Below are 20465 nucleotides of genomic sequence, written 5' to 3' on the forward strand. Positions count from 1 at the left end.
AATCATTTAATTGTAAATAAATAATTGTCTGGCTATTATTAACGGTAATTTTATGTGCTATATCAAAAGATAAAACACTAAAATCAACTAAATTTACAGTAATAGTAACACTTTTGAATGTTATTAGTTCTTTTTTTATTAAAATAAATTATCTAAAATGACACACAAACATGTTATAGATGATGAACAATCTTGCTGTGCTTTAGAAGAAAAAAAAGCCAATAAATCAGACCAAGATTCAGGATGTTTTTCTTCTCACAGTGAGTCAGAAAACCATAATGATCAAAATCACGATCATTCTAATGGTGATGAAAGTACCTTCAGAATGTTTTTACCTTCTATAATTAGTTTTATAGTATTACTAATTGCTATACTATTTGATAATTACGTTCCTCAATCTTGGTTTAATGGTTGGATTCGAATTGTTTGGTATGTTATAGCTTATATTCCGGTAGGTATTCCGGTTTTGAAAGAAGCGTATGAAAGTATTCGTAAAGGAGCTGTTTTTTCTGAATTTTTCTTAATGGGAATTGCCACATTAGGCGCATTTGGAATTGGTCAATATGCCGAAGGTGTTGCAGTAATGTTATTTTACGCCATTGGTGAATTATTTCAGATGTTAGCCGTAAAAAGAGCAAAATCGAATATAAAATCATTACTAGATCAAAGACCGGATGTAGCGAATGTTCTTGATGGGGTTAGTATTGTTCCCAAAAAAGCTTCAGAAGTAACTATTGGAGAAATCATAGAATTGAAACCTGGAGAAAAATTAGCACTAGATGGAAAACTACTTTCGGATTACGCGACTTTCAATACTGCTGCATTAACTGGTGAAAGTAAACCTGATACCAAATCAAAAGGAGAAATAATTCTTGCAGGAATGATTAATCTTACTACGATTTCTCAAGTTGAAGTTACTACTGCATTTACGGATAGTAAATTATCCAAAATTTTAGAAATGGTTCAGGAAGCTACTGCAAAAAAAGCACCAACCGAACTGTTTATCCGGAAATTTGCTAAAATATACACGCCAATTGTGGTTTATCTCGCAATAGCAATTTGTGTACTTCCAATTGTATTTGTAGATAATTATATTTTTAAGGATTGGTTATATCGAGCATTAGTTTTCTTGGTAATCTCTTGTCCTTGCGCATTGGTAATTTCTATTCCGTTAGGATATTTTGGGGGAATTGGTGCAGCAAGTAAAAATGGAATTTTATTCAAAGGATCTACATTTTTAGATATAATTGCATCAGTCAAAGTAGTCGTTTTTGATAAAACAGGAACATTGACTAAAGGAGTTTTTAAAGTTCAAAAAGTAGTAGCTGTTGGGATTTCAGAAATTGATTTGGTAAAATATACAGCCGCAATTGAAACTAAATCCACACATCCAGTGGGTTCGGCAATTATAGAATTTGCCAAAGACTATACAAAAACTACTAGTGTAACTGAAGTAAAGGAAATTCCAGGATTGGGATTAAAAGGTTTTGTGGATGGAAAAGAGATTTTAGTAGGAAATGCTAAGTTGATGAAAAATTACAATATCGCTTATGATGCTGAAATTGATATGATTCCATTTACAATTATACTTGTTGCTGTTAATCAAAAATATGCCGGTTATTTTAGTATTGCTGATGAAGTTAAAGAAGATGCAAAAGAAGCAATTCAGAGTTTACACAAATTAAATGTAGCAACCATTATGCTTTCTGGCGATAATCAAGCAATAGTTTCTGTTGTTGCAAAACAGTTGAATATTGATCAGGCTTTCGGAAATTTATTGCCTGAAAATAAAGTTGAAAAATTAGAAGCTCTATTGAAGCAAAATTTAAGTGTTGCATTTGTTGGTGATGGGGTAAATGATGCTCCGGTAATTGCTTTGGCAAATGTAGGAATCGCAATGGGTGGTTTAGGAAGTGACGCCACCATTGAAACTGCTGATGTTGTGATTCAAAATGATCAACCCACTAAGATTTATACAGCAATTAATATTGGAAAAAAGACAAAACAAATAGTTTGGCAAAATATTTTTTTAGCCTTTACTGTTAAATTGATAGTTTTGGTAATGGGAGCAGGAGGATTAGCTACGATGTGGGAAGCCGTTTTTGCTGATGTTGGTGTGGCTTTGTTGGCTATTTTAAATGCCGTAAGAATCCAACGTATTAAGTTTTAGATTTTAAAGATTTAACTTAAATTTCCATAAAACACATTTCTATTTTTATTAATTTCGTTTCATTAAAATACATAGATGAAAATTGCAATAGTTTGTTATCCTACCTTTGGAGGAAGTGGTGTTGTCGCTACAGAATTAGGTCTTGAATTGGCAAGACGTGGTCACGAAATCCATTTTATAACGTATAGTCAGCCCGTACGTTTGGCACTTTTAAATCCAAATGTGCATTACCACGAAGTGAATGTTCCTGAATATCCGTTATTTCATTATCAACCTTACGAATTGGCTTTATCAAGCAAATTAGTGGATATGGTAAAACTTTATAAAATCGAATTATTGCATGTACATTATGCAATTCCTCATGCTTATGCGGGTTATATGGCTAAACAAATGCTGAAAGATGAGGGAATTAATATTCCAATGGTGACTACACTTCACGGAACTGATATTACATTAGTTGGGAACCATCCATTTTATAAGCCAGCCGTAACTTTTAGCATTAACAAATCGGATTTTGTTACTTCGGTTTCCCAAAGTTTGAAAGATGATACCCATAAATTATTTAATATAAAAAATGAAATTGAGGTAATCCCTAATTTTATAGAATTAGATAAAAACCATAATGATCCCAGTACAGCCTGTCATCGTTCTGTAATGGCTAATAAAAATGAGAGAATCATCACGCATATCAGTAATTTCAGAAAAGTAAAACGAATTCCAGATATAATTAAGATTTTCTATAATATTCAAAAAGAAATCCCTGCTAAATTGATGATGGTAGGGGATGGTCCTGAAAAAGAAAAAGCAGAAAGTTTATGTAAGGATTTAGGAATTCAGGATAAAGTCATCTTTTTTGGAAACAGCAATGAGATTGATAAAATTTTGAGTTATACTGATTTATTCTTGTTGCCATCTGAAACTGAAAGTTTTGGACTTGCTGCACTTGAAGCTATGGCTTGGAGTGTTCCTGTAATTTCAAGTAAATCGGGAGGTTTGCCGGAAGTGAATTTTGACGGTATTTCCGGATATTTAAGTGATGTGGGGAATACAGATGAAATGGCACAAAACGCTTTGAAAATTTTAAAAGATGATGCTACTCTTCATAAATTTAAAGAAAATGCGCTGTCAGTTGCAAAACAATTTGACATCAAAAACATCTTGCCACTTTATGAAGCATTATATAAAAAAGCCATAAAAAAATATGTATAGATTTGACATTTTTCCAATATAAAATGTAGTAAAACTTTCGAGTTTTATTTATTAATCAACAAAATCCTGCAATGAAAAAAATAATAGTTTCACTAGTGGCTGTCGCTTTAGTTTCCTGCGGTGCAACAGTTACAAAAAGTTCCGATAAAAGTTCTTTATATGAAGTCTTGACGCAACAGACAAATGGTGGCGCAAGTATTCGTTTTTTTGAAATTCTTTCGGAGCCAAATGAAATTGCAATGTTGCAGAATGATGAAAATTTAAAAAATAAAATTAGTTCAAATGATGTTCAGACTGCGAATTTTATAGTTTTGAATATGGGAGAAAAAACATCGGGAGGGTATAGTATAGGAATTGATAGCGTGTTTGAAACCGATAAAAATATTGTTATTACCATAAAAGAAACTAGTCCGGAACCGGGTAGTATCGTTACACAAGCTTTTACAAATCCTTTTTGTGTGGTCAAAATAAATTCTAAAAAAGATATTATTTTTAAATAAAAAAACGCCACTATTGCTAGTGGCGTTTTTAATATATTTTCTAAAATATTAGAATTGGTATCTAAGACCTAATGCAATATCAGAACCGTAATTGTTTTCGTAATATCCATTTCCTCCAAACTCAGGTCTAAAATCTAGAGAAATTAACAAAGGAATATCAAAGTTATATTCAATTCCGATATCTCCTGCAGCAAAAACAAAAGTTTCATTAACAGAGTTATTGTCATTATCATCATAACCGTAGCTTCCAATACCACCACCTACACCAGCATACCAGTTGAAACCACCATCAATGTTCCATACCCATTGGTACAAAGCTGCTAGTTTTATTGCATCATCATCATAACCTTTATTGTTGTAGTTATTTCTGTTTCTCCAACCTAAATCAAGTTCAAGTCTATTGTTGCTTCCTAATGCTCTTTGGTAAGAAAGTTCTCCACCAAAACCATTATTACCACCTAAACGTAAACCCAATGCATTTTTCGAAATGTCTTGTGCTTGTGCGGTAAATGCTAATCCAATTAACATTATTGCCGATAAAATAATTTTTTTCATAAGTAAGTTTTTATAGGTACAAATGTATAATTTTAGTAAGGTGTGAAGTTTATAAAATTTTGTAGAAAAGTTATATAATTTACGTTTTTCAGGATTTTGATACTTTTTTATATTGTTATTATATTAGAATATTTTGTTTGGAGAAAAGTGCTGAAGCCACTATTTGATTACTTAAAAAATCTTCCATTTCAAAAAGGTTCTCTTCTTCAAGATAGTTAGCTTCGGAATAATTATATAATTTCCAACGTTTTTTATTGTATTCCAATGCTGTCAAATTTTCTACCCAATCTCCAGAATTTAAATATAAGGTAGTTCCATTTTTGGTTTCTTTATGAATCATTTTTGGTTCATGAATGTGTCCACAAATAACATAATCGTATTTTTTTTCGATGGCTAATTCAGTTGCAGTTGCCTCAAAATCAGAAATGTGTTTAACTGCTTTTTTTACGCTGGCTTTTATTTTTTTAGAAAAAGAATATGGTTCTCTTCCTATTTTGGACAAACACCAATTGACAAAACGGTTTGAAAGAATTAAATAATCATAGCCTAAGCCACCAAGTTTAGCTATCCATTTTGAATGTTGAACTGAGGCATCAAAAACATCACCATGAAATATCCACGCTTTTTTGTCATCAAGATCTAAAACTAACTTGTCTACTAATGCGAAATTACCCAGATTCATATCGCTAAATTTCCGGAGCATTTCATCATGATTTCCTGTTATGTAGTAAACCTTTGTTCCTTTGGAAGCAAAACTTATAATTTTTTGTATGACTTTTAAATGCGCTTTTGGAAAATAGGATTTTCGGAATTGCCATACATCTATAATATCACCATTCAAGACTAGCGTTTTAGGTTTTATAGAAGATAAATAATTATAAAGTTCTTTTGCATGACTACCATAAGTTCCTAAGTGTACATCAGAAATCACTACTAACTCGACTTTTCTTTTTTTCAATGTATTTGAATTTGAAGTTTACCAAATTAATAGAATTACCAGCAATAGAAATGGAATTAAAGGTTAAGAAATCTAAGACAAGATTAACTTAATATCAATAAATGTGAAATGTTTCTTAAAACTTTATCCCGAAATCTTGGGATAAGCTTTTAAACTTTAAACTAAAATGGTACTTTTGTTAAAAACTAATTATAATGGCAGGAAATAGCTACGGAACACTATTTAGAATAACAACTTTTGGAGAATCACATGGTGAAGCATTAGGCGGTATAATAGATGGTTGCCCTCCTGGAATAACTATAGATTTAGATGCAATTCAATTTGAAATGTCAAGAAGAAAGCCGGGTCAATCGGCTATAGTTACCCAACGTAAAGAGCCGGATGATGTACAATTTTTATCCGGAATATTTGAAGGAAAAACGACAGGAACACCTATAGGTTTTATTATTCCTAATACCAATCAAAAATCAGACGATTATTCTCATATAAAAGATAATTACAGACCCAGTCATGCTGATTATGTGTATGAAAAAAAATATGGTGTTCGTGATTACCGTGGTGGTGGACGAAGTTCTGCACGCGAAACGGCCAGTAGAGTAGTTGCTGGAGCGATAGCAAAGCAAATGCTGCCAGAAATAAAAATCAATGCTTACGTTTCTTCTGTAGGTCCTATATTTTTAGAAAAACCATACCAAGGATTAGATTTTTCAAAAACCGAAAATAATCCTGTGCGTTGCCCTGATGAAGCATCAGCGGTAATCATGGAGGAGTATATTAGAGATATTCGTAAACAAGGTGACACTGTAGGTGGAACTGTAACTTGCGTGATTCAAAATGTGCCTATTGGTTTAGGAGAACCTGTTTTTGACAAACTACATGCTGAATTGGGTAAAGCCATGCTTTCTATTAATGCCGTAAAAGGATTTGAGTTTGGAAGTGGTTTTGATGGATCTAGAATGAAAGGAAGCGAGCATAATGATTTATACAACCCTGACGGTACTACTAAAACCAACCTTTCCGGTGGGATTCAAGGAGGAATTAGCAACGGAATGGATATTTATTTCCGCGTGGCTTTTAAGCCTGTAGCTACCATTATGCAAAAACAAGAATCATTGGATAACAAAGGTAATATTACTGAAATGACAGGAAAGGGACGTCATGATCCTTGTGTAGTACCACGTGCTGTGCCTATAGTTGAGGCTATGGTTGCCATTGTATTAGCTGATTTTTATTTGATAAACAAAACCTATTAATATTAATTTTTGAAGTTTTTCCTGCTTTACACTTTATGTTTCCTTGATTGGCAGCATACAAGAAATGAGTTATAGTAAAGAAAATTTACTAAACACATCTAATGTTGAGTGAAGTAATAGGTTAAGACTAAAACCTAATAATCAATTTAATGAACACCAAAACAACTAAAAAGCCATCTTTTTTTTCAGGATTAACGGGACAAATATTAATTGCGATGGTTTTAGGTGCTATTTTAGGCATTGTAATTCATAATTCTATTTCGCCAGAAGCTGCCCAAGGTTTTAGCGCAAAAATAAAAATCCTAGCAACAGTTTTCATTCGATTAGTACAGATGATTATCTCGCCATTAGTTTTTACAACACTTGTTGTGGGAATTGCAAAGTTGGGCGATATTAAAGCTGTTGGAAGAATTGGAGGAAAAGCAATGGGTTGGTTTTTTACAGCTTCATTCATTTCTTTATTATTGGGAATGTTTTTTGTAAACATACTTGAACCAGGAGTAGGTCTTAATTTATCAAATGTTGATTTGGCCTCTGTTTCAGAAGTTACTGCAAAAACTCAAAATATATCTTTTGAAAATTTTATTGAGCATATTGTTCCCAAAAGTATTTTTGAAGCAATGGCTACCAATGAAATTTTACAAATTGTGATTTTCTCTATTTTCTTTGGTTTGGCAGCAGCATCATTGGGAGATTATGTTAAGCCAGTTACAAATGCTTTAGATAAAACCTCACACATAGTTCTTAAAATGGTGAACTACGTAATGAAATTTGCTCCAATAGGAGTTTTTGGAGCTATTGCCGGAGTTTTCGCGGTAAGAGATTTTCAAGAATTAGCGATTACATATTTCAAATTTTTTGGTTCATTCTTAGTTGGAATTTCATCACTTTGGTTGGTATTAATAGTGGTGGGTTACATTTTTCTAAAAAGCAGAATGACTGTTTTGCTTAAAAGAATTGTAAGTCCTTTGATTATTGCTTTTGGGACAACCAGCAGTGAAGCAGTTTTTCCAAAATTGACAGAGGAATTAGAACGTTTTGGAGTAAAAGACAGAATCGTTTCTTTTATGTTGCCATTAGGTTATTCATTTAATCTGGATGGGAGTATGATGTACATGACCTTTGCCAGTATTTTTATTGCTCAAGCTTATGGTATTGATTTAGATTTAGGAACACAAATGACTATGCTTTTAGTTTTAATGCTTACCAGCAAAGGGATTGCAGGTGTTCCAAGAGCAAGTTTAGTTGTAGTTGCTGCTACTTGCGGTATGTTTGATATTCCAATTGAAGGAATCGCATTAATTTTACCAATAGATCATTTTTGTGATATGTTTCGTAGTGCAACTAATGTTTTAGGGAATGCCCTAGCGACATCAGTTGTAGGACAATGGGAAGGTAATGATGAAAATGAAACTGTAACTTCAGAATAGTTATTAAGTACATTTTCCAATAAATAACATCTTTAACCTGCTCAATTAGTTGAGCAGGTTTTTTTTTGGATTTAAAACCTCAGAGTTTTGATTGTTTCTTATTTTAAAGCAGGTGTTACTTTAAAGACAAATGTATTTACTCAATTTATTTTAATGTATAATATGCATTTATCCCTCTTTTTTTATTAATAAAATGTATATTTGATAAACTCTAATTGTTTATGTATCATTTACGCATAGTTTTATTGCTATTGTTTGTGTTAAATTGTTTTGGTGGTAATTTAATTGCTCAAACAAGAACATATTCTAAGCAAGAAATCACTAAACTAACTGATGAGGCTTCTCGATACTTAAAGGAGGCTAATTTTGAAAAATCTTTGGATATTTCTAAATTGGCACTTCGGGCCTCTATTAACGCTAATGATTTATATTCAACAGCTATTTCCTATATTACAATTGCAGCAAATTATGCCGAAATGTCTGAATTTGATAAAGCAATATTCTTCTATAACAAGAGTCTATCCTATGCAAATAAGACGAATAATGACACATTAAGAAAACGAATAAATAATAATTTAGGAAATATCTATTGTTTTGAGAAAAAGCAATATGAGAAAGGGATAAATTTTTACGAAAACTCTCTTAAATACAGTCAAAAACTAGCAGATACCAATCAGGTTTTTATGACTAAGCTTAATATAGCTTGGGCTTATTTTGATATTGGTCAGTTTGAAAAAGGTTTTTCTAGTTTAGAATTCATCAACAAATACAATAAAAAATATGGTGATGAAACAAACACCGTAGTTGTAAATATGCTAAATGGAATCTATTATAGTTACAAAGGAGTCCATGATAAAGCAACATCATCGTTTATCAATGCTATAAAATTTGGAAATGAAGGAAATGAAAAATCAGATTTATCCTATTCATATCTTGAATATTCAAAATATTTATTGAAGAAAGGTGATTATAAAAATGCCTATGAAAATCTCGCCCATTACAACATAATTACTGATGAATTATATAACGAGGAAAAAATTAAGAAAGCTAATTTAGCCGGGATAAATTTAGAATTAGATGAATACAAAAGAGAGATAGATAAAATTGAAACAGAGAAAGTGGCTCAGCTACAAAGTTTAAGAAAATCAAAAATCATTGTATTGCTATTTGGAGTAGTTTTTTGCTTTTTGTTATTATTACTCTACATTTTATTCAGGAATAATAATTTTAAGAAAAAAGCCAATGAGAAGCTTTCTCAAACAAATATAGAACTACTGGTAGCCAAAGAAAAAGTAGAAGAAGCGGCTTTATTAAAATCACAATTTGTCTCTACCATTAGTCATGAATTAAGGACTCCATTATACGGTGTAGTAGGAATTACAAACATGTTGCTTGATGAGCATAAAGAGTTAGCTCATAGTCCACATCTAAGTTCTCTTAAATTTTCTGCCCGATATCTACTATCATTAGTGAATGATATTCTTCAAATTAATAAAATTGAAGATAACAGAATTGTTCTTGAGAATTTAACTTTTAATATTTCTGATGAAATTGATATGATTAAAAGTTCTTTATCATTTTTAACTAAAACTAATGATAATGTACTCCACGTGAATATTGATCCTAGTATTCCGGAATATTTAATTGGCGACAAGTTAAGACTATCTCAAATCATTATGAATTTAGTCAGTAACGCATTGAAGTTTACAAAAAAAGGAGAAGTAAGTATAAATGTTAACTTGGTTCGAATAGAAGATAAGGCGCATTTTTTAGAGTTTATTATTAAAGACAACGGAATTGGAATTCATGCTACAGATCAGGAAAATATTTTTGATAAATTTGTTCAGGTTAGCAGGCAGGAAACTGATTACCAAGGGACTGGTTTAGGTCTTTCTATTGTAAAGCAAATGTTAGGATTGTTTGACAGTGAAATTTCGCTGGACAGTGCCGTAGGAAAGGGTACTTCATTTAAATTTGTTATAGCATTTGAATTTAATCCAGAGCGAAAAATTGAAATTATAAATAACATTCAAGTCGATATGAGTTCAACCCAAACTGTTAATGTATTGGTTGTAGAGGATAACCGCATAAATCAGGTTATTACTAGAAAAGCGATTGAGAAGAACAACTATAAATGTAGTGTTGTTGACAATGGTTATGCCGCACTAGAAATATTAGAAAAAGAGAGTTTTGATGTGATATTAATGGATATTAATATGCCTTTAATAAATGGTTTTGAAACCACAAGAAAGATTCGTCTTAAAGGTATTGGTACACCTATTGTCGCATTAACTGCATTTGATAAAACAGAAATAACAGAAGAAGCTCTTTCAGCAGGAATTAATGATATTATCATAAAACCTTTTGACTCGATTAAATTATTTGAAATCATCAGCATTCTAATATCAAACCCTAAAAATATTGCCTAATTTATTTCTATCTAATCGTGTTTTGAAAAATCGTTTAATGCGGAATTTAATAGATTGTATTAAAATTAAAATCGTTAAATACCTAAAACATAACTGATTTCTTGGATTTAACGATTTTTAGGCACGGTTTAATAACTACATTAAATTATATTTGTTTGATTGCTTTTTTCTTGACAATTTCTTTTTAGAAATGTCTACATGTAAGATTCTATTTTTACTACTGGCTTCAATTTTACTTACATCAATGTATTCAGGTAAAGTAAAAGTTCTATAGAATGATTGATAATTAAATGCTTTTCGGACGTAATCATTTTTTTTCTTGTTTCTTCTTTTTATTCCTTTTTTTTGGATGAAATCATAAGCATTTTGTTGTCAATTTCAACTTTGAAATTTTTTTATTCCCGCAGCTACTAATTCTAATTTATCATCAGTTTCTTTTAAACTCACTAAAGGTAAATTAATGACAATAGTAGTAAAATTGTTATCATTCCAATCAAAAAGATTTCTTGAAATAAAATCATAGAAAAATGTATTCCCCCCCGGGAAATAAACATTTTCTGTATAATAAAGTCTTTTTTCGATAAAGCTTGAGAAGGTATTTTTACGGGCAAAAAATAAGTATTGAATTTTTTAATACCAACGTTTTTTGTTTTGTTTAGACACTTCTGATTTTCTTGATTTGTGAGCTCCACCACTTCGGTTTGAATTTTTTTGTTGTGAACCAGGAGCAGTTTCAGGACTTCCGGAATGCCAATGATAAGGATGATCATTTACAGTTTTTACATCTACTTTTATTAGTTTTTGGATGTCTTTCCAATAGGTATGTTCATCTTTACTGCAAAAAGAGATTGCAATACCACCATTTCCGGCTCGACCAGTTCTACCAATACGGTGAACATATGTTTCAGGAATATTAGGTAAATCAAAATTGATTACAAAAGGCAATTGGTCAATATCAATTCCTCTAGCTGCAATATCAGTAGCTACGAGAACACCAACTTCTTTATTTTTAAAAGCATCCAAAACCCGTTGTCTTGCATTTTGTGATTTGTCACCGTGAATGGCTTCTGCGACAATATTGTTTTTTCGTAATGCTTTTACAACATTATCAGCACCGTGCTTGGTTCTTGAAAAAACTAAAACATCGGATAGGTTTTCATTTTTAATTAAATGATATAGTAAGTTTCTTTTTTCGGCTTTTTCAACAAAATAAACGCGTTGCTCTACATTTTCAGCAGTTGAAGATACAGGAGAAACAGTTACCGTTGCAGGATCAGTCAAAAACATTTCGGCTAATTCTCGGATAGCAATTGGCATGGTAGCTGAGAAAAATAATGTTTGTCTGTTTTTTGGCGTAAGTTTTACAATTTTCTTTACATCATTTACAAATCCCATATCCAGCATTTGATCCGCTTCGTCAAGTACTAAAGTATGTAGATGATCTAAATCAATAAAACCCTGTTTGTGCAAATCTAATAATCTTCCTGGGGTTGCAATCAAAATATCTACACCGTTCTTTAAAGTGTCTACTTGTGGATTTTGAGAAACTCCACCAAAAATGGTAAGCTGTGTCAGGTTTGTGTATTTTCCGTACGTATCAAAGCTTTGTCCTATTTGAACAGCTAATTCACGGGTTGGAGTAACAACTAAAGCGCGAATTTGTTTGGCTTTTTTAGATGAGCCTACAATTCTGTGTAATTGATGTATAATAGGAATAGCAAATGCGGCTGTTTTTCCAGTTCCGGTTTGTGCGCAACCTATTAAATCTTTTCCCGATAATACAATTGGGATAGACTGTTCTTGAATAGGAGTTGGGTTAAGGTAGCCTTGTTCAAATACGGCTTTTTGTATACTTTTTGAGAGCGATAAATCTTCGAATAACATATTTTTGGTATTAAATATCATGTATTAAGTACATCGATAGCACAACAAAGATAGTATTATTATTTTTGATGATAATCTATATGGTATTTAGGCTTAAAACTTCTGGAATTTAAATCCAGAAATCCATCAATAAAACAGACTAAATAGTATTAGATTTAATAAAATCAGTTACTAAATATCCTATAAGTTTACCTATTAAATGATTGTTTTTTTCTTCACCTAAATCGGGCGCACCTTCGCAAATGTGTAAATAGGCTGCATTTTTATTTTTTGCGAAATAGGAAATAAATTGACGCAGTTGCTCCACTGAGAAACCACTCAAAGTCATTGCACTACAAGCAATATTAGGAATCGAATCTAAATCGATTTCAATTCCAAAAAAGTCGTCATTTATAAACTCTGAGGCTAGAGCCATTTCCTGATTGAAATCTTTTTCTTTTCGAATGTTTACACTATCATAGGTATTGAAGCGTACGCGGTCTTCAATTTTTTTAATGATGTCTAATACACTTTTGGAAGTATAATTTTCGTGTAAACCAAAAATAAAATATTTTTTTAAAAACCCTTCTTCAAATGCATAGGAGAAACCATTACCGCTGTGACGTCCTTCTAAAATTCTAAAATCGGAATGAGCATCAAAGTTTATAGCATTGATTGGTTTTCCTTTAGCAAGCGCAGTTCCTTTTATGTTTCCATAGGAATTATTGTGTCCGCCACCTATAATTATAGGTATTTTTCCTAGTTTAACAATATTGAAGATGATATGAGAAACATCTTTATCAATTTTTTCTACTAATTGACTTAATTTAGATCGATCATCAATATCATTAAAATCCAAATGTTCTACTTCTTTCATTTCCACGCTAACATTCAATTGGCCTAAAACAAAAAGTTGACTTCCTTTACAAAATCGATTATGCTGAATATTAGCAATACTTTTAATGGCGCTATCCCAAGCTGAAGCAGCACCAGGTCTACCATAATTAGCTCTTATGCCAATATCTTCCGGAATTCCAAACAATACATATTTTGCTTCGCAAGTTTTTAGAAACTCAACAGGATCGGTCTCTTTTGGAACAGTTATCATTTTCTCTCCAAATTTTATTTCACCACTTCTATGGTTTGTAATTTTTGCAAGATCTTTGATAGTAAACGGGATAATTTTTTCCATTAAAAAAAATATTTTTTTTCCAAAAATAATATAATTACGTTAACTGACGTTATTACATGGTTATATATTGTTAAATTTGTAAAATAAAATAAATAAATTAAAAGATGGAAAATCAAAAAAGCAGTTCAAGTCTTAAAGCGGTTATAGCAGTATTAGCTATTTTATTAGTGGGAAGTTTAGTTTATATTTTTAAAATGACTTCAGATACCGAAATCGTTAAAACAGAATTGAAATCCACATTAACTGAGAAAGAATCAGTTATGAAAGATCTACAAGAATTGAAATCAACATATGATGCTGCAATTGCAGAAAACACTTCTATGTCTGAAGAGTTAATTCAAGAAAGAGATAAAGTGGTTAATTTAATGTCTGATTTAAGTAAATCTAAAGGCGATGTAGCTTCATTATCGAAATACAGATCTCAATTTAATGCTTTGCAAGGGAATATGAAGGTTTTAATGGCTGAGAATGATAACTTAAAAAAGGCCAATACAACACTTACTACGCAACGTGATAGTACAGTTGTAGTATTAGGAGAAACTAAAAAGAATGTTGAAGCATTAACTGGTCAAAATGAAGAGTTGGCTAAAGCGGTTGAAATCGGTTCAAAATTGACGGTTTTAAACACTAGAGGTTCTGCTTTTAAATTAAGAAGTTCTGGTAAACAAATTGAAACTGATAAAGCAAGCAGAGCTGATGTTCTTAGAGTTAATTTTACAATAGCTGAAAATCAAATTGCTAAATCTGGTGATAAAACATATTTTGTTCAAGTAATTGACAGTAAAAACAATGTTTTAGGCGACAAAAAAACAGAGACTTTTGGAGATAATACTTTAACATATAGTTTTTTAACTAATGTGAAATATGAGAACAAAACTATCAATGTTTCTGAAGATTTAAGAGGAAAAGATTTTGCTAAAGGGACGTATTACATTAATATTTTTGATAGAGATCTATTAGTTTCTAAAACAAGTTTTGTTTTAAGATAACAACAATAGTTAACGTAATAAAAAAAGAGGAACTTAATGTTCCTCTTTTTTTATGCAAAAATTTCTCCTTCGATCAATACAGTATCAATTAGATTGCTGCCAAAAGCGTACGGCAATTGATAATAGGAGGGAATAGTTTTTGTAATTATAAGATTTGCTTTTTTTCCAATGGTTATGCTTCCGTGTGTTGTTGAAATTCCCATGGCATAAGCTCCGTTTATTGTAGCTGCATTTATGGCTTCTTCGGGAGTCATTTTCATTTTAATACAGGCAGTTGCAACTACAAAGTTCATATTTCCGGAAGGAGTAGAACCTGGATTATAATCAGTTGCAAGGGCAAGAGGAAGTCCGGCTTTTATCATTTCTCGTGCTGGCGTATATGGAATACTTAAAAAATAGGAACATGAAGGCAACGCCACTGGCATTGTTTCAGTATTTTTTAAAGCCTCAATATCTTCTGTGGTCATAATTTCTAGATGATCTACAGAAAGCGCATTGTATTTTATTCCGGCCTGAATTCCGCCAATAGAGTTGAACTGATTGACATGAATCTTTGGCTTTAAGCCAAATTTAATTCCTGCTTTCATAATTTGTTGGGTTTCTTCAACAGTAAAATAACCAGTTTCACAAAATACATCTATGAAATCTGCCAGTTTATTTTTGGCAATTTTAGGAAGCATTTCTTTGACGATTAAATCTATATATCCTTGATGGTTTTCTTTAAACTCTAATGGGAAAGCGTGAGCACCAAGAAAAGTAGCTTTTATTGTTATTGGATAGTTTTGAGTTAATCGCTTAATCACACGAAGCATTTTCAATTCTCCTTCAACTGTTAATCCGTATCCCGATTTAATTTCTACAGCTCCAGTTCCTAAACGCATAACTTCTTCCAGCCTAGCTTTAGATTGGTTGTAGATTTCTTCTTCAAAGCATTCATTTAGTTTTTTAGCTGAATTTAAGATTCCTCCGCCACGATTGGCAATTTCTTCATACGTCATGCCATTGATTCGGTCTACAAATTCCTGTTCTCGATTACCGGCATAAACAATATGAGTATGACTGTCGCACCAAGATGGTAAAATCATTTTCCCAGTGGCATCAATCGTTTTGTCAACATCTATTTTAGGTAGATTATCCATAATACCAAAATCAGCAATTAAGTTGTCTTTAATTACTAAATAAGCATTTTTGAGAGTTGGAAGAATAGCCATTTCAGCACCAGAAACTTTATCAATTGAAGTTTTCCGCACCTGAAGTAATTCCTTTATATTGATAATTAACGTTGTCATTTTATATAAAAATTATTCTGAAACTTTGATTTCAAACATTTTATCCCAGTTTTTACCGGTTACAAATATGGTTTTTGTTTTTGGGTTGTAAGCAATTCCGTTTAGGAAGTCGTTTTCGGTAGCTTTTACTAATTTTCTTAAACCAGACAAATTTAATACCGCTTCCACTGCACCATTAATTGGGTTTATAATAGCAATTGCATCTTTTTGCCAAATATTACCATAAATAAGACCATCAATCCACTCCAGTTCATTGATACTTTTAATTTTAATACTAGTGGTATAAACATTGATATTGTCAACTATTTTAAGTGTTTTTGGATCCATTTTCCAAATTTTTTCGGTTCCATCTGATTGGTATAAGTATTTACCATCATTTGTCAGCCCCCAGCCTTGAATATCTTTATCATAAGTAAAGGTTTTTTCAAGTTTTAGATTGTCTGCATTATATACAAAACCTGTTTTTTCGGTCCATGTCAATTGAAATATTTGATCATTTAGTATAGAAATTCCTTCTCCAAAATAGGCTTTTTCTAAGTCAGTTTGTTTAAAGATTTTTCCTGTCTTATAATCGTATTTTCGTACGTAAGATGTTCCATTTTGTCCGGTACTCTCATATAAAGTGTCCTTGTAGAATTCTAGACCTTGGGTAAAAGAAGCCGTGTCGTGAGAATACGTATTTAAGATGGTGTATTTTAATAATTTTGGCAGAATGTTTGAAACTAATTCTACTCTTGTGGTAGCTTCTGAGGATTGTCCTTCATAATATACCAAAGCCTTTATGTTTTGATAGCCTAGTTTTTGATCTTTTAATTCAAAAGTTAATTTGTCAACTCCTTTTTTTGAACCAATTTTTTTATCATTCACATAGTAAATAACACTGTCAATAGTTTTTGAATTTGAGTTCAAAATTTCCAAAGAAAGTGCTTCTTGAGGTTGGTATTGTTCCTTGAACTTTGAATTATCAAATGTAAATAAAGAATTTTCACCTTTTTTTTTATCTCCACAATTAACCAGTAAGGTTCCTAATAAAATGATAGATAGTATGTTATAGTTTTTCATAATGTAAAATTTGAATACCCCAATATACAACGTTATTTTAATAGCTGCAAAGCACTTGCAAAAATATAAAAAGGTTGTATATTTGCACCGGCAAGTCCTACACGACCAGCTCCTGCAGACTCCCCCAGGATGGGAACATAGCAAGGGTAAGTGGTTGAGCGGTGCGATGTAGGTCGCTTGCCATTTTTTATTTCTTACAAAAGTAGTCTTCCTTCGGGAGGATTTTTTTATTTTTGGACCTTTCGTACAACAAACATCAATAATCATGAATAAAGTAGTTTTAATTACAGGAGGTTCTTCGGGAATTGGGAAATCAATAGGTGAATTTTTACATCAAAAAGGTTTTGTTGTTTACGGAACCAGCAGAAATCCGGAACGAGTTTTAAATTCGATTTTTCCATTGGTTGCTTTAGATGTTCGTAATGCGGATTCTATTCATGCGGCTGTTGCCAAAGTGATTGCGACTTCTGGAAGACTTGATGTTGTTATTAATAATGCCGGTGTGGGAATTACTGGACCATTGGAAGAAATTTCAATGCAGGAAATAAAAAATAATTTCGAGACTAATTTTTTTGGTCCCATTGAAGTAATGAAAGCAGTGTTGCCGCAAATGCGAGCCCAACAATCAGGTTTAATCATCAATGTAACTTCGATTGCGGGTTATATGGGCTTGCCATACCGAAGTATTTATTCAGCTTCCAAAGGCGCTCTTGAGCTCATAACCGAAGCATTGCGAATGGAAGTAAAATCTTTTGGCGTTCATATTACGAATGTAGCTCCGGGTGATTTTGCTACGAATATAGCTTTGGGACGTTTTCATGCTCCGGTTATAAAAGGTTCTGCTTATGAAAGTCCTTATGGAAATACATTAAAGACTATGGATGAACACGTGGATAGTGGGAGTAATCCTAATGAAATGGCTGAAGCGGTATATAAAATCATACAAACTCCGGAACCTAAAATTCATTATAAAGTAGGCGTTTTTATGCAAAAATTTTCGATTGTCTTGAAGAGAATTTTACCAGATAAAGTGTATGAAAAAATGCTTATGAATCATTATAAGTTGTAATTTTGCGTCGAATTCGCGTGAAGGATAGTAGCGACATCCCTCGTTTTTTTGCGAGGATATAGCGAAAAGCCTGACCCTTGTGGTCACGCCAAAATTATAAAACACACAATTAAATAGATATATTATGAAGTTTTTTATTGACACGGCTAATTTAGCTCAAATTAAGGAAGCACAAGCATTAGGCGTTTTGGATGGTGTTACAACTAATCCATCATTGATGGCAAAAGAGGGAATAACAGGGAAAAACAGCATTTTGAAACATTACGTTGACATTTGTAACCTAGTTGATGGAGATGTTAGTGCCGAAGTAAATGCATTGGATTTTGACGGAATGGTTAAAGAAGGAGAGGAATTAGCTGATTTACATGAGCAAATCGTTGTAAAATTACCTATGACTAAAGAAGGAGTTATGGCTGCTAAATACTTTTCGGATAAAGGGATTAAAACCAATGTGACTTTAGTGTTTTCGGCTGGACAGGCTCTATTGGCTGCAAAAGCGGGAGCTACATATGTTTCTCCGTTTATTGGTCGTTTGGATGATGTTTCTACGGACGGATTGGCTTTGATTGAAGAAATTAGATTGATTTATGATAACTACGGTTATGAAACTCAAATTCTTGCTGCTTCTGTTCGTCATACTATGCATATTGTAAACTGTGCAAAGTTAGGTGCTGATGTTATGACTGGACCATTATCTGCCATTTACGGTTTGTTGAAACACCCATTAACTGATATTGGATTGGCACAGTTTGTTGCTGATTTTGAGAAAGGAAATAAATAATATTATCGTTTCATTTTGTTCAGTATTCAATGAATAAAATTTAAATAAAAAAATCCCATTTCATTGAAATGGGATTTTTTATTTGGTTTGTTTTTTGGTTGGTATTATATTGTATAAAAATTAGTGTCCTCCTCCTTCGCTTTCAATATGATTAATTCCTTGTTTTTTTAATATTTTAGGGCAATAGAAACCGTAGAATCCTAAATATGCAAAACCTATAAGCGGAACAATGTAAGAAAAATGGGTCCAAGAAATGCCAAATATTCCATTTGGACTTGTGCTGTCAATGTCACAAATACTTCCTTGAATCAGAGGAATTACTCCTCCTCCAAGAATCATCATAATTAAGAAAGAAGATGCTTTTCCAGTGTTTTTACCTAAACCAGCAATAGCCAAATCAAAAATTGAAGGCCACATAATAGATAAGAATAATCCACCAGAAATAAGGAAAAATTTAGCAATTTCAGTATCAGTACAAACTAATCCTATAAACATCATCAGTAATCCAGAAAGACCAAAAAGCATTAATGTTTTGCCTGCATTTTTACCGCCTATAAAACTTACGGCTATAAAGATTAATATCCAAATAGGATAAATATAAAACGCAGAGACATCATGACCAGCAAATATATTAGCTCCAATTATAACCCCAAATCCTAGAGCTGGAACAATAAATTTAAGAGCAATATTAGCTATTTTTGAGGTGTTGAAAACATTGACACCACCATTCCAACGACCAATCATTAAACTTCCCCAATATAATGCTATAAATGGCGAAATGGCATCTTCTAAAATACTGCCAAATTCTGCAGTTTTTAATAAAGCAGGTAAATTACTAATTATAGTTACCTCGGTTCCAACATAGATAAAAATGGCTAACATTCCTAAATATAGCTGTGGATAGTCTAAAATATTGAATTTTTCGTGCGCAAGTTTAATTTCAGTTTCTTCTAGTTTTACAGGGTTTTCAATTTTAGAAAAGTTCATAAAAATGGCCACTACAATAAAAGCAAGTCCTAAAATAATGAAAGGCAGTTTAATGTCTTCCAATGAAAGGGAAGTTTTTTTATCGTCACCCATTCCAAACAAAGCGATTCCTAATAAAATAGCACCGATAGTTGTTCCAAAAGAATTGACACCTCCAGCTAAAGTCAGACGGTGGGCTCCTGTTGAGGGACTTCCCATTTTAATTGCTAAAGGATTAGCTACGATTTGTTGAATTGAAAATCCTAAACCTACAGTAAACAATGCAGTTAAAAAGAATGGAAAACTTTCCATTGTTGCAGCAGGAATAAATAGAAAAGAGCCAATAGCAGAAATAATTAAGCCTACAGAAAGTGTTTTTTTATATCCAAATTTTTGTAAAACATCAATTTTTAAGGATACTAAAAAGAAAATTATAGATCCTACAAAGTATGCTGCATAAAATGCCCAGGCTACTAATTGGGATTGTACTTGAGATAAAGTAAACACTTTTTTAAATACTGGTATTAGAATGTCGTTGGCAGATCCAACAAAACCCCAAAAGAAGAAGACGATTATTAATGAGATAAATTGTCCCCATTTGGTTTGTAAATTTTCTGAACTCATGATTGTAAATGGTTTGGTTTTAGTTTAATTTATAATTTTTTTTGCAGTAAGATGGTAAATGTATTTGTTAAGTAAATTAAAAAAAAATTATTTAGAATAAATATTGTTAGAATTATAGAATAATTA

17 protein-coding genes and 1 other RNA gene are annotated in these 20465 nt (G+C 32.0%); 10 read left to right on the forward strand and 8 right to left on the reverse strand.

The genetic code is table 11. The features are described from left to right. The first annotated feature begins 157 nt into the window (after positions 1 to 157). The 3 genes from ACNQF6_RS06755 to ACNQF6_RS06765 all read left to right on the forward strand — a co-directional run bounded on the left by ACNQF6_RS06755 (position 158) and on the right by ACNQF6_RS06765 (position 3879). Complete coding sequence (locus tag ACNQF6_RS06755; protein WP_417964413.1) at positions 158 to 2170, forward strand: heavy metal translocating P-type ATPase; 2013 nt, start codon at positions 158 to 160, stop codon at positions 2168 to 2170. A gap of 75 nt (positions 2171 to 2245) precedes the next feature. Next, positions 2246 to 3379: an N-acetyl-alpha-D-glucosaminyl L-malate synthase BshA gene (bshA, locus tag ACNQF6_RS06760; protein WP_417964415.1), complete on the forward strand. Its 1134-nt coding sequence runs from the start codon at positions 2246 to 2248 to the stop codon at positions 3377 to 3379. A 71-nt stretch (positions 3380 to 3450) separates the two neighbouring features. Next, the gene (locus ACNQF6_RS06765; protein WP_417964417.1) at positions 3451 to 3879 is read left to right on the forward strand and encodes a protease complex subunit PrcB family protein; all 429 of its coding nucleotides are present in this window, start codon (positions 3451 to 3453) and stop codon (positions 3877 to 3879) included. Positions 3880 to 3927: 48 nt separating this feature from the next. Here ACNQF6_RS06765 and ACNQF6_RS06770 read toward each other — a convergent pair whose 3' ends face one another. Continuing rightward, complete coding sequence (locus tag ACNQF6_RS06770) at positions 3928 to 4434, reverse strand: hypothetical protein (protein ID WP_417964418.1); 507 nt, start codon at positions 4432 to 4434, stop codon at positions 3928 to 3930. A gap of 118 nt (positions 4435 to 4552) precedes the next feature. Beyond that, a complete protein-coding gene (locus ACNQF6_RS06775) occupies positions 4553 to 5392 on the reverse strand; it encodes a UDP-2,3-diacylglucosamine diphosphatase (protein ID WP_417964420.1) in 840 nt (279 codons plus the stop codon). Between the two features lie 194 nt (positions 5393 to 5586). Between ACNQF6_RS06775 and aroC the strand changes: the two genes are divergently transcribed. The 3 genes from aroC to ACNQF6_RS06790 all read left to right on the forward strand — a co-directional run bounded on the left by aroC (position 5587) and on the right by ACNQF6_RS06790 (position 10504). Then, on the forward strand, positions 5587 to 6645 hold the full coding sequence (gene aroC, locus ACNQF6_RS06780; protein ID WP_417964422.1) for a chorismate synthase: 1059 nt from the start codon (positions 5587 to 5589) through the stop codon (positions 6643 to 6645). A 149-nt stretch (positions 6646 to 6794) separates the two neighbouring features. Next, entirely contained in the window at positions 6795 to 8075 is a 1281-nt protein-coding gene (locus tag ACNQF6_RS06785; protein ID WP_417964424.1) for a dicarboxylate/amino acid:cation symporter, read from the forward strand. A gap of 221 nt (positions 8076 to 8296) precedes the next feature. Further along, the gene (locus tag ACNQF6_RS06790) at positions 8297 to 10504 is read left to right on the forward strand and encodes a response regulator (RefSeq protein ID WP_417964426.1); all 2208 of its coding nucleotides are present in this window, start codon (positions 8297 to 8299) and stop codon (positions 10502 to 10504) included. A gap of 135 nt (positions 10505 to 10639) precedes the next feature. Here the strand turns inward: ACNQF6_RS06790 and ACNQF6_RS06795 are convergent, their stop codons facing one another. From ACNQF6_RS06795 to ACNQF6_RS06805, 3 genes are all read right to left on the reverse strand, one after another. After that, positions 10640 to 10855: an Hsp20/alpha crystallin family protein gene (locus ACNQF6_RS06795; RefSeq protein ID WP_417964501.1), complete on the reverse strand. Its 216-nt coding sequence runs from the start codon at positions 10853 to 10855 to the stop codon at positions 10640 to 10642. Between the two features lie 279 nt (positions 10856 to 11134). Then, a complete protein-coding gene (locus ACNQF6_RS06800) occupies positions 11135 to 12388 on the reverse strand; it encodes a DEAD/DEAH box helicase (RefSeq protein ID WP_417964503.1) in 1254 nt (417 codons plus the stop codon). 139 nt (positions 12389 to 12527) lie between these two features. Beyond that, positions 12528 to 13559: a formimidoylglutamase gene (locus ACNQF6_RS06805; RefSeq protein ID WP_417964428.1), complete on the reverse strand. Its 1032-nt coding sequence runs from the start codon at positions 13557 to 13559 to the stop codon at positions 12528 to 12530. Between the two features lie 104 nt (positions 13560 to 13663). On the opposite strand from ACNQF6_RS06805, the gene ACNQF6_RS06810 reads away from it, so the two are divergent. Beyond that, on the forward strand, positions 13664 to 14548 hold the full coding sequence (locus ACNQF6_RS06810) for a hypothetical protein (RefSeq protein ID WP_417964430.1): 885 nt from the start codon (positions 13664 to 13666) through the stop codon (positions 14546 to 14548). A gap of 50 nt (positions 14549 to 14598) precedes the next feature. Here ACNQF6_RS06810 and hutI read toward each other — a convergent pair whose 3' ends face one another. After that, entirely contained in the window at positions 14599 to 15837 is a 1239-nt protein-coding gene (gene hutI / locus ACNQF6_RS06815) for an imidazolonepropionase (protein WP_417964432.1), read from the reverse strand. 12 nt (positions 15838 to 15849) lie between these two features. Then, positions 15850 to 16899 (reverse strand): glutaminyl-peptide cyclotransferase, encoded by a 1050-nt coding sequence (locus tag ACNQF6_RS06820; protein ID WP_417964434.1) that lies wholly within the window; start codon positions 16897 to 16899, stop codon positions 15850 to 15852. 88 nt (positions 16900 to 16987) lie between these two features. Between ACNQF6_RS06820 and ffs the strand changes: the two genes are divergently transcribed. From ffs to fsa, 3 genes are all read left to right on the forward strand, one after another. After that, an RNA gene (gene ffs, locus ACNQF6_RS06825) (signal recognition particle sRNA small type) lies at positions 16988 to 17085 on the forward strand. Positions 17086 to 17164: 79 nt separating this feature from the next. Beyond that, positions 17165 to 17968: an SDR family oxidoreductase gene (locus ACNQF6_RS06830; RefSeq protein ID WP_417964436.1), complete on the forward strand. Its 804-nt coding sequence runs from the start codon at positions 17165 to 17167 to the stop codon at positions 17966 to 17968. 124 nt (positions 17969 to 18092) lie between these two features. Next, positions 18093 to 18749: a fructose-6-phosphate aldolase gene (gene fsa, locus ACNQF6_RS06835; protein WP_417964438.1), complete on the forward strand. Its 657-nt coding sequence runs from the start codon at positions 18093 to 18095 to the stop codon at positions 18747 to 18749. 120 nt (positions 18750 to 18869) lie between these two features. On the opposite strand, the gene ACNQF6_RS06840 is transcribed toward fsa, so the two are convergent. Then, on the reverse strand, positions 18870 to 20339 hold the full coding sequence (locus ACNQF6_RS06840) for an MFS transporter (RefSeq protein ID WP_417964440.1): 1470 nt from the start codon (positions 20337 to 20339) through the stop codon (positions 18870 to 18872). Between the last annotated feature and the right edge of the window lie 126 nt (positions 20340 to 20465).

The sequence above is a fragment of the Flavobacterium pasteuri genome, from assembly GCF_048286615.1.
Lineage (GTDB): Bacteria > Bacteroidota > Bacteroidia > Flavobacteriales > Flavobacteriaceae > Flavobacterium.

Coding starts and splice junctions, on each gene's coding strand:
- ACNQF6_RS06805 (WP_417964428.1), bottom strand. CDS start 13,559: ATGGAAAAAATTATCCCGTTTACTATCAAAGATCTTGCAAAAATTACA.
- ACNQF6_RS06770 (WP_417964418.1), bottom strand. CDS start 4,434: ATGAAAAAAATTATTTTATCGGCAATAATGTTAATTGGATTAGCATTT.
- bshA (WP_417964415.1), top strand. CDS start 2,246: ATGAAAATTGCAATAGTTTGTTATCCTACCTTTGGAGGAAGTGGTGTT.
- ACNQF6_RS06790 (WP_417964426.1), top strand. CDS start 8,297: ATGTATCATTTACGCATAGTTTTATTGCTATTGTTTGTGTTAAATTGT.
- ACNQF6_RS06820 (WP_417964434.1), bottom strand. CDS start 16,899: ATGAAAAACTATAACATACTATCTATCATTTTATTAGGAACCTTACTG.
- ACNQF6_RS06830 (WP_417964436.1), top strand. CDS start 17,165: ATGAATAAAGTAGTTTTAATTACAGGAGGTTCTTCGGGAATTGGGAAA.
- ACNQF6_RS06755 (WP_417964413.1), top strand. CDS start 158: ATGACACACAAACATGTTATAGATGATGAACAATCTTGCTGTGCTTTA.
- fsa (WP_417964438.1), top strand. CDS start 18,093: ATGAAGTTTTTTATTGACACGGCTAATTTAGCTCAAATTAAGGAAGCA.
- aroC (WP_417964422.1), top strand. CDS start 5,587: ATGGCAGGAAATAGCTACGGAACACTATTTAGAATAACAACTTTTGGA.
- hutI (WP_417964432.1), bottom strand. CDS start 15,837: ATGACAACGTTAATTATCAATATAAAGGAATTACTTCAGGTGCGGAAA.
- ACNQF6_RS06765 (WP_417964417.1), top strand. CDS start 3,451: ATGAAAAAAATAATAGTTTCACTAGTGGCTGTCGCTTTAGTTTCCTGC.
- ACNQF6_RS06785 (WP_417964424.1), top strand. CDS start 6,795: ATGAACACCAAAACAACTAAAAAGCCATCTTTTTTTTCAGGATTAACG.
- ACNQF6_RS06840 (WP_417964440.1), bottom strand. CDS start 20,339: ATGAGTTCAGAAAATTTACAAACCAAATGGGGACAATTTATCTCATTA.
- ACNQF6_RS06800 (WP_417964503.1), bottom strand. CDS start 12,388: ATGTTATTCGAAGATTTATCGCTCTCAAAAAGTATACAAAAAGCCGTA.
- ACNQF6_RS06810 (WP_417964430.1), top strand. CDS start 13,664: ATGGAAAATCAAAAAAGCAGTTCAAGTCTTAAAGCGGTTATAGCAGTA.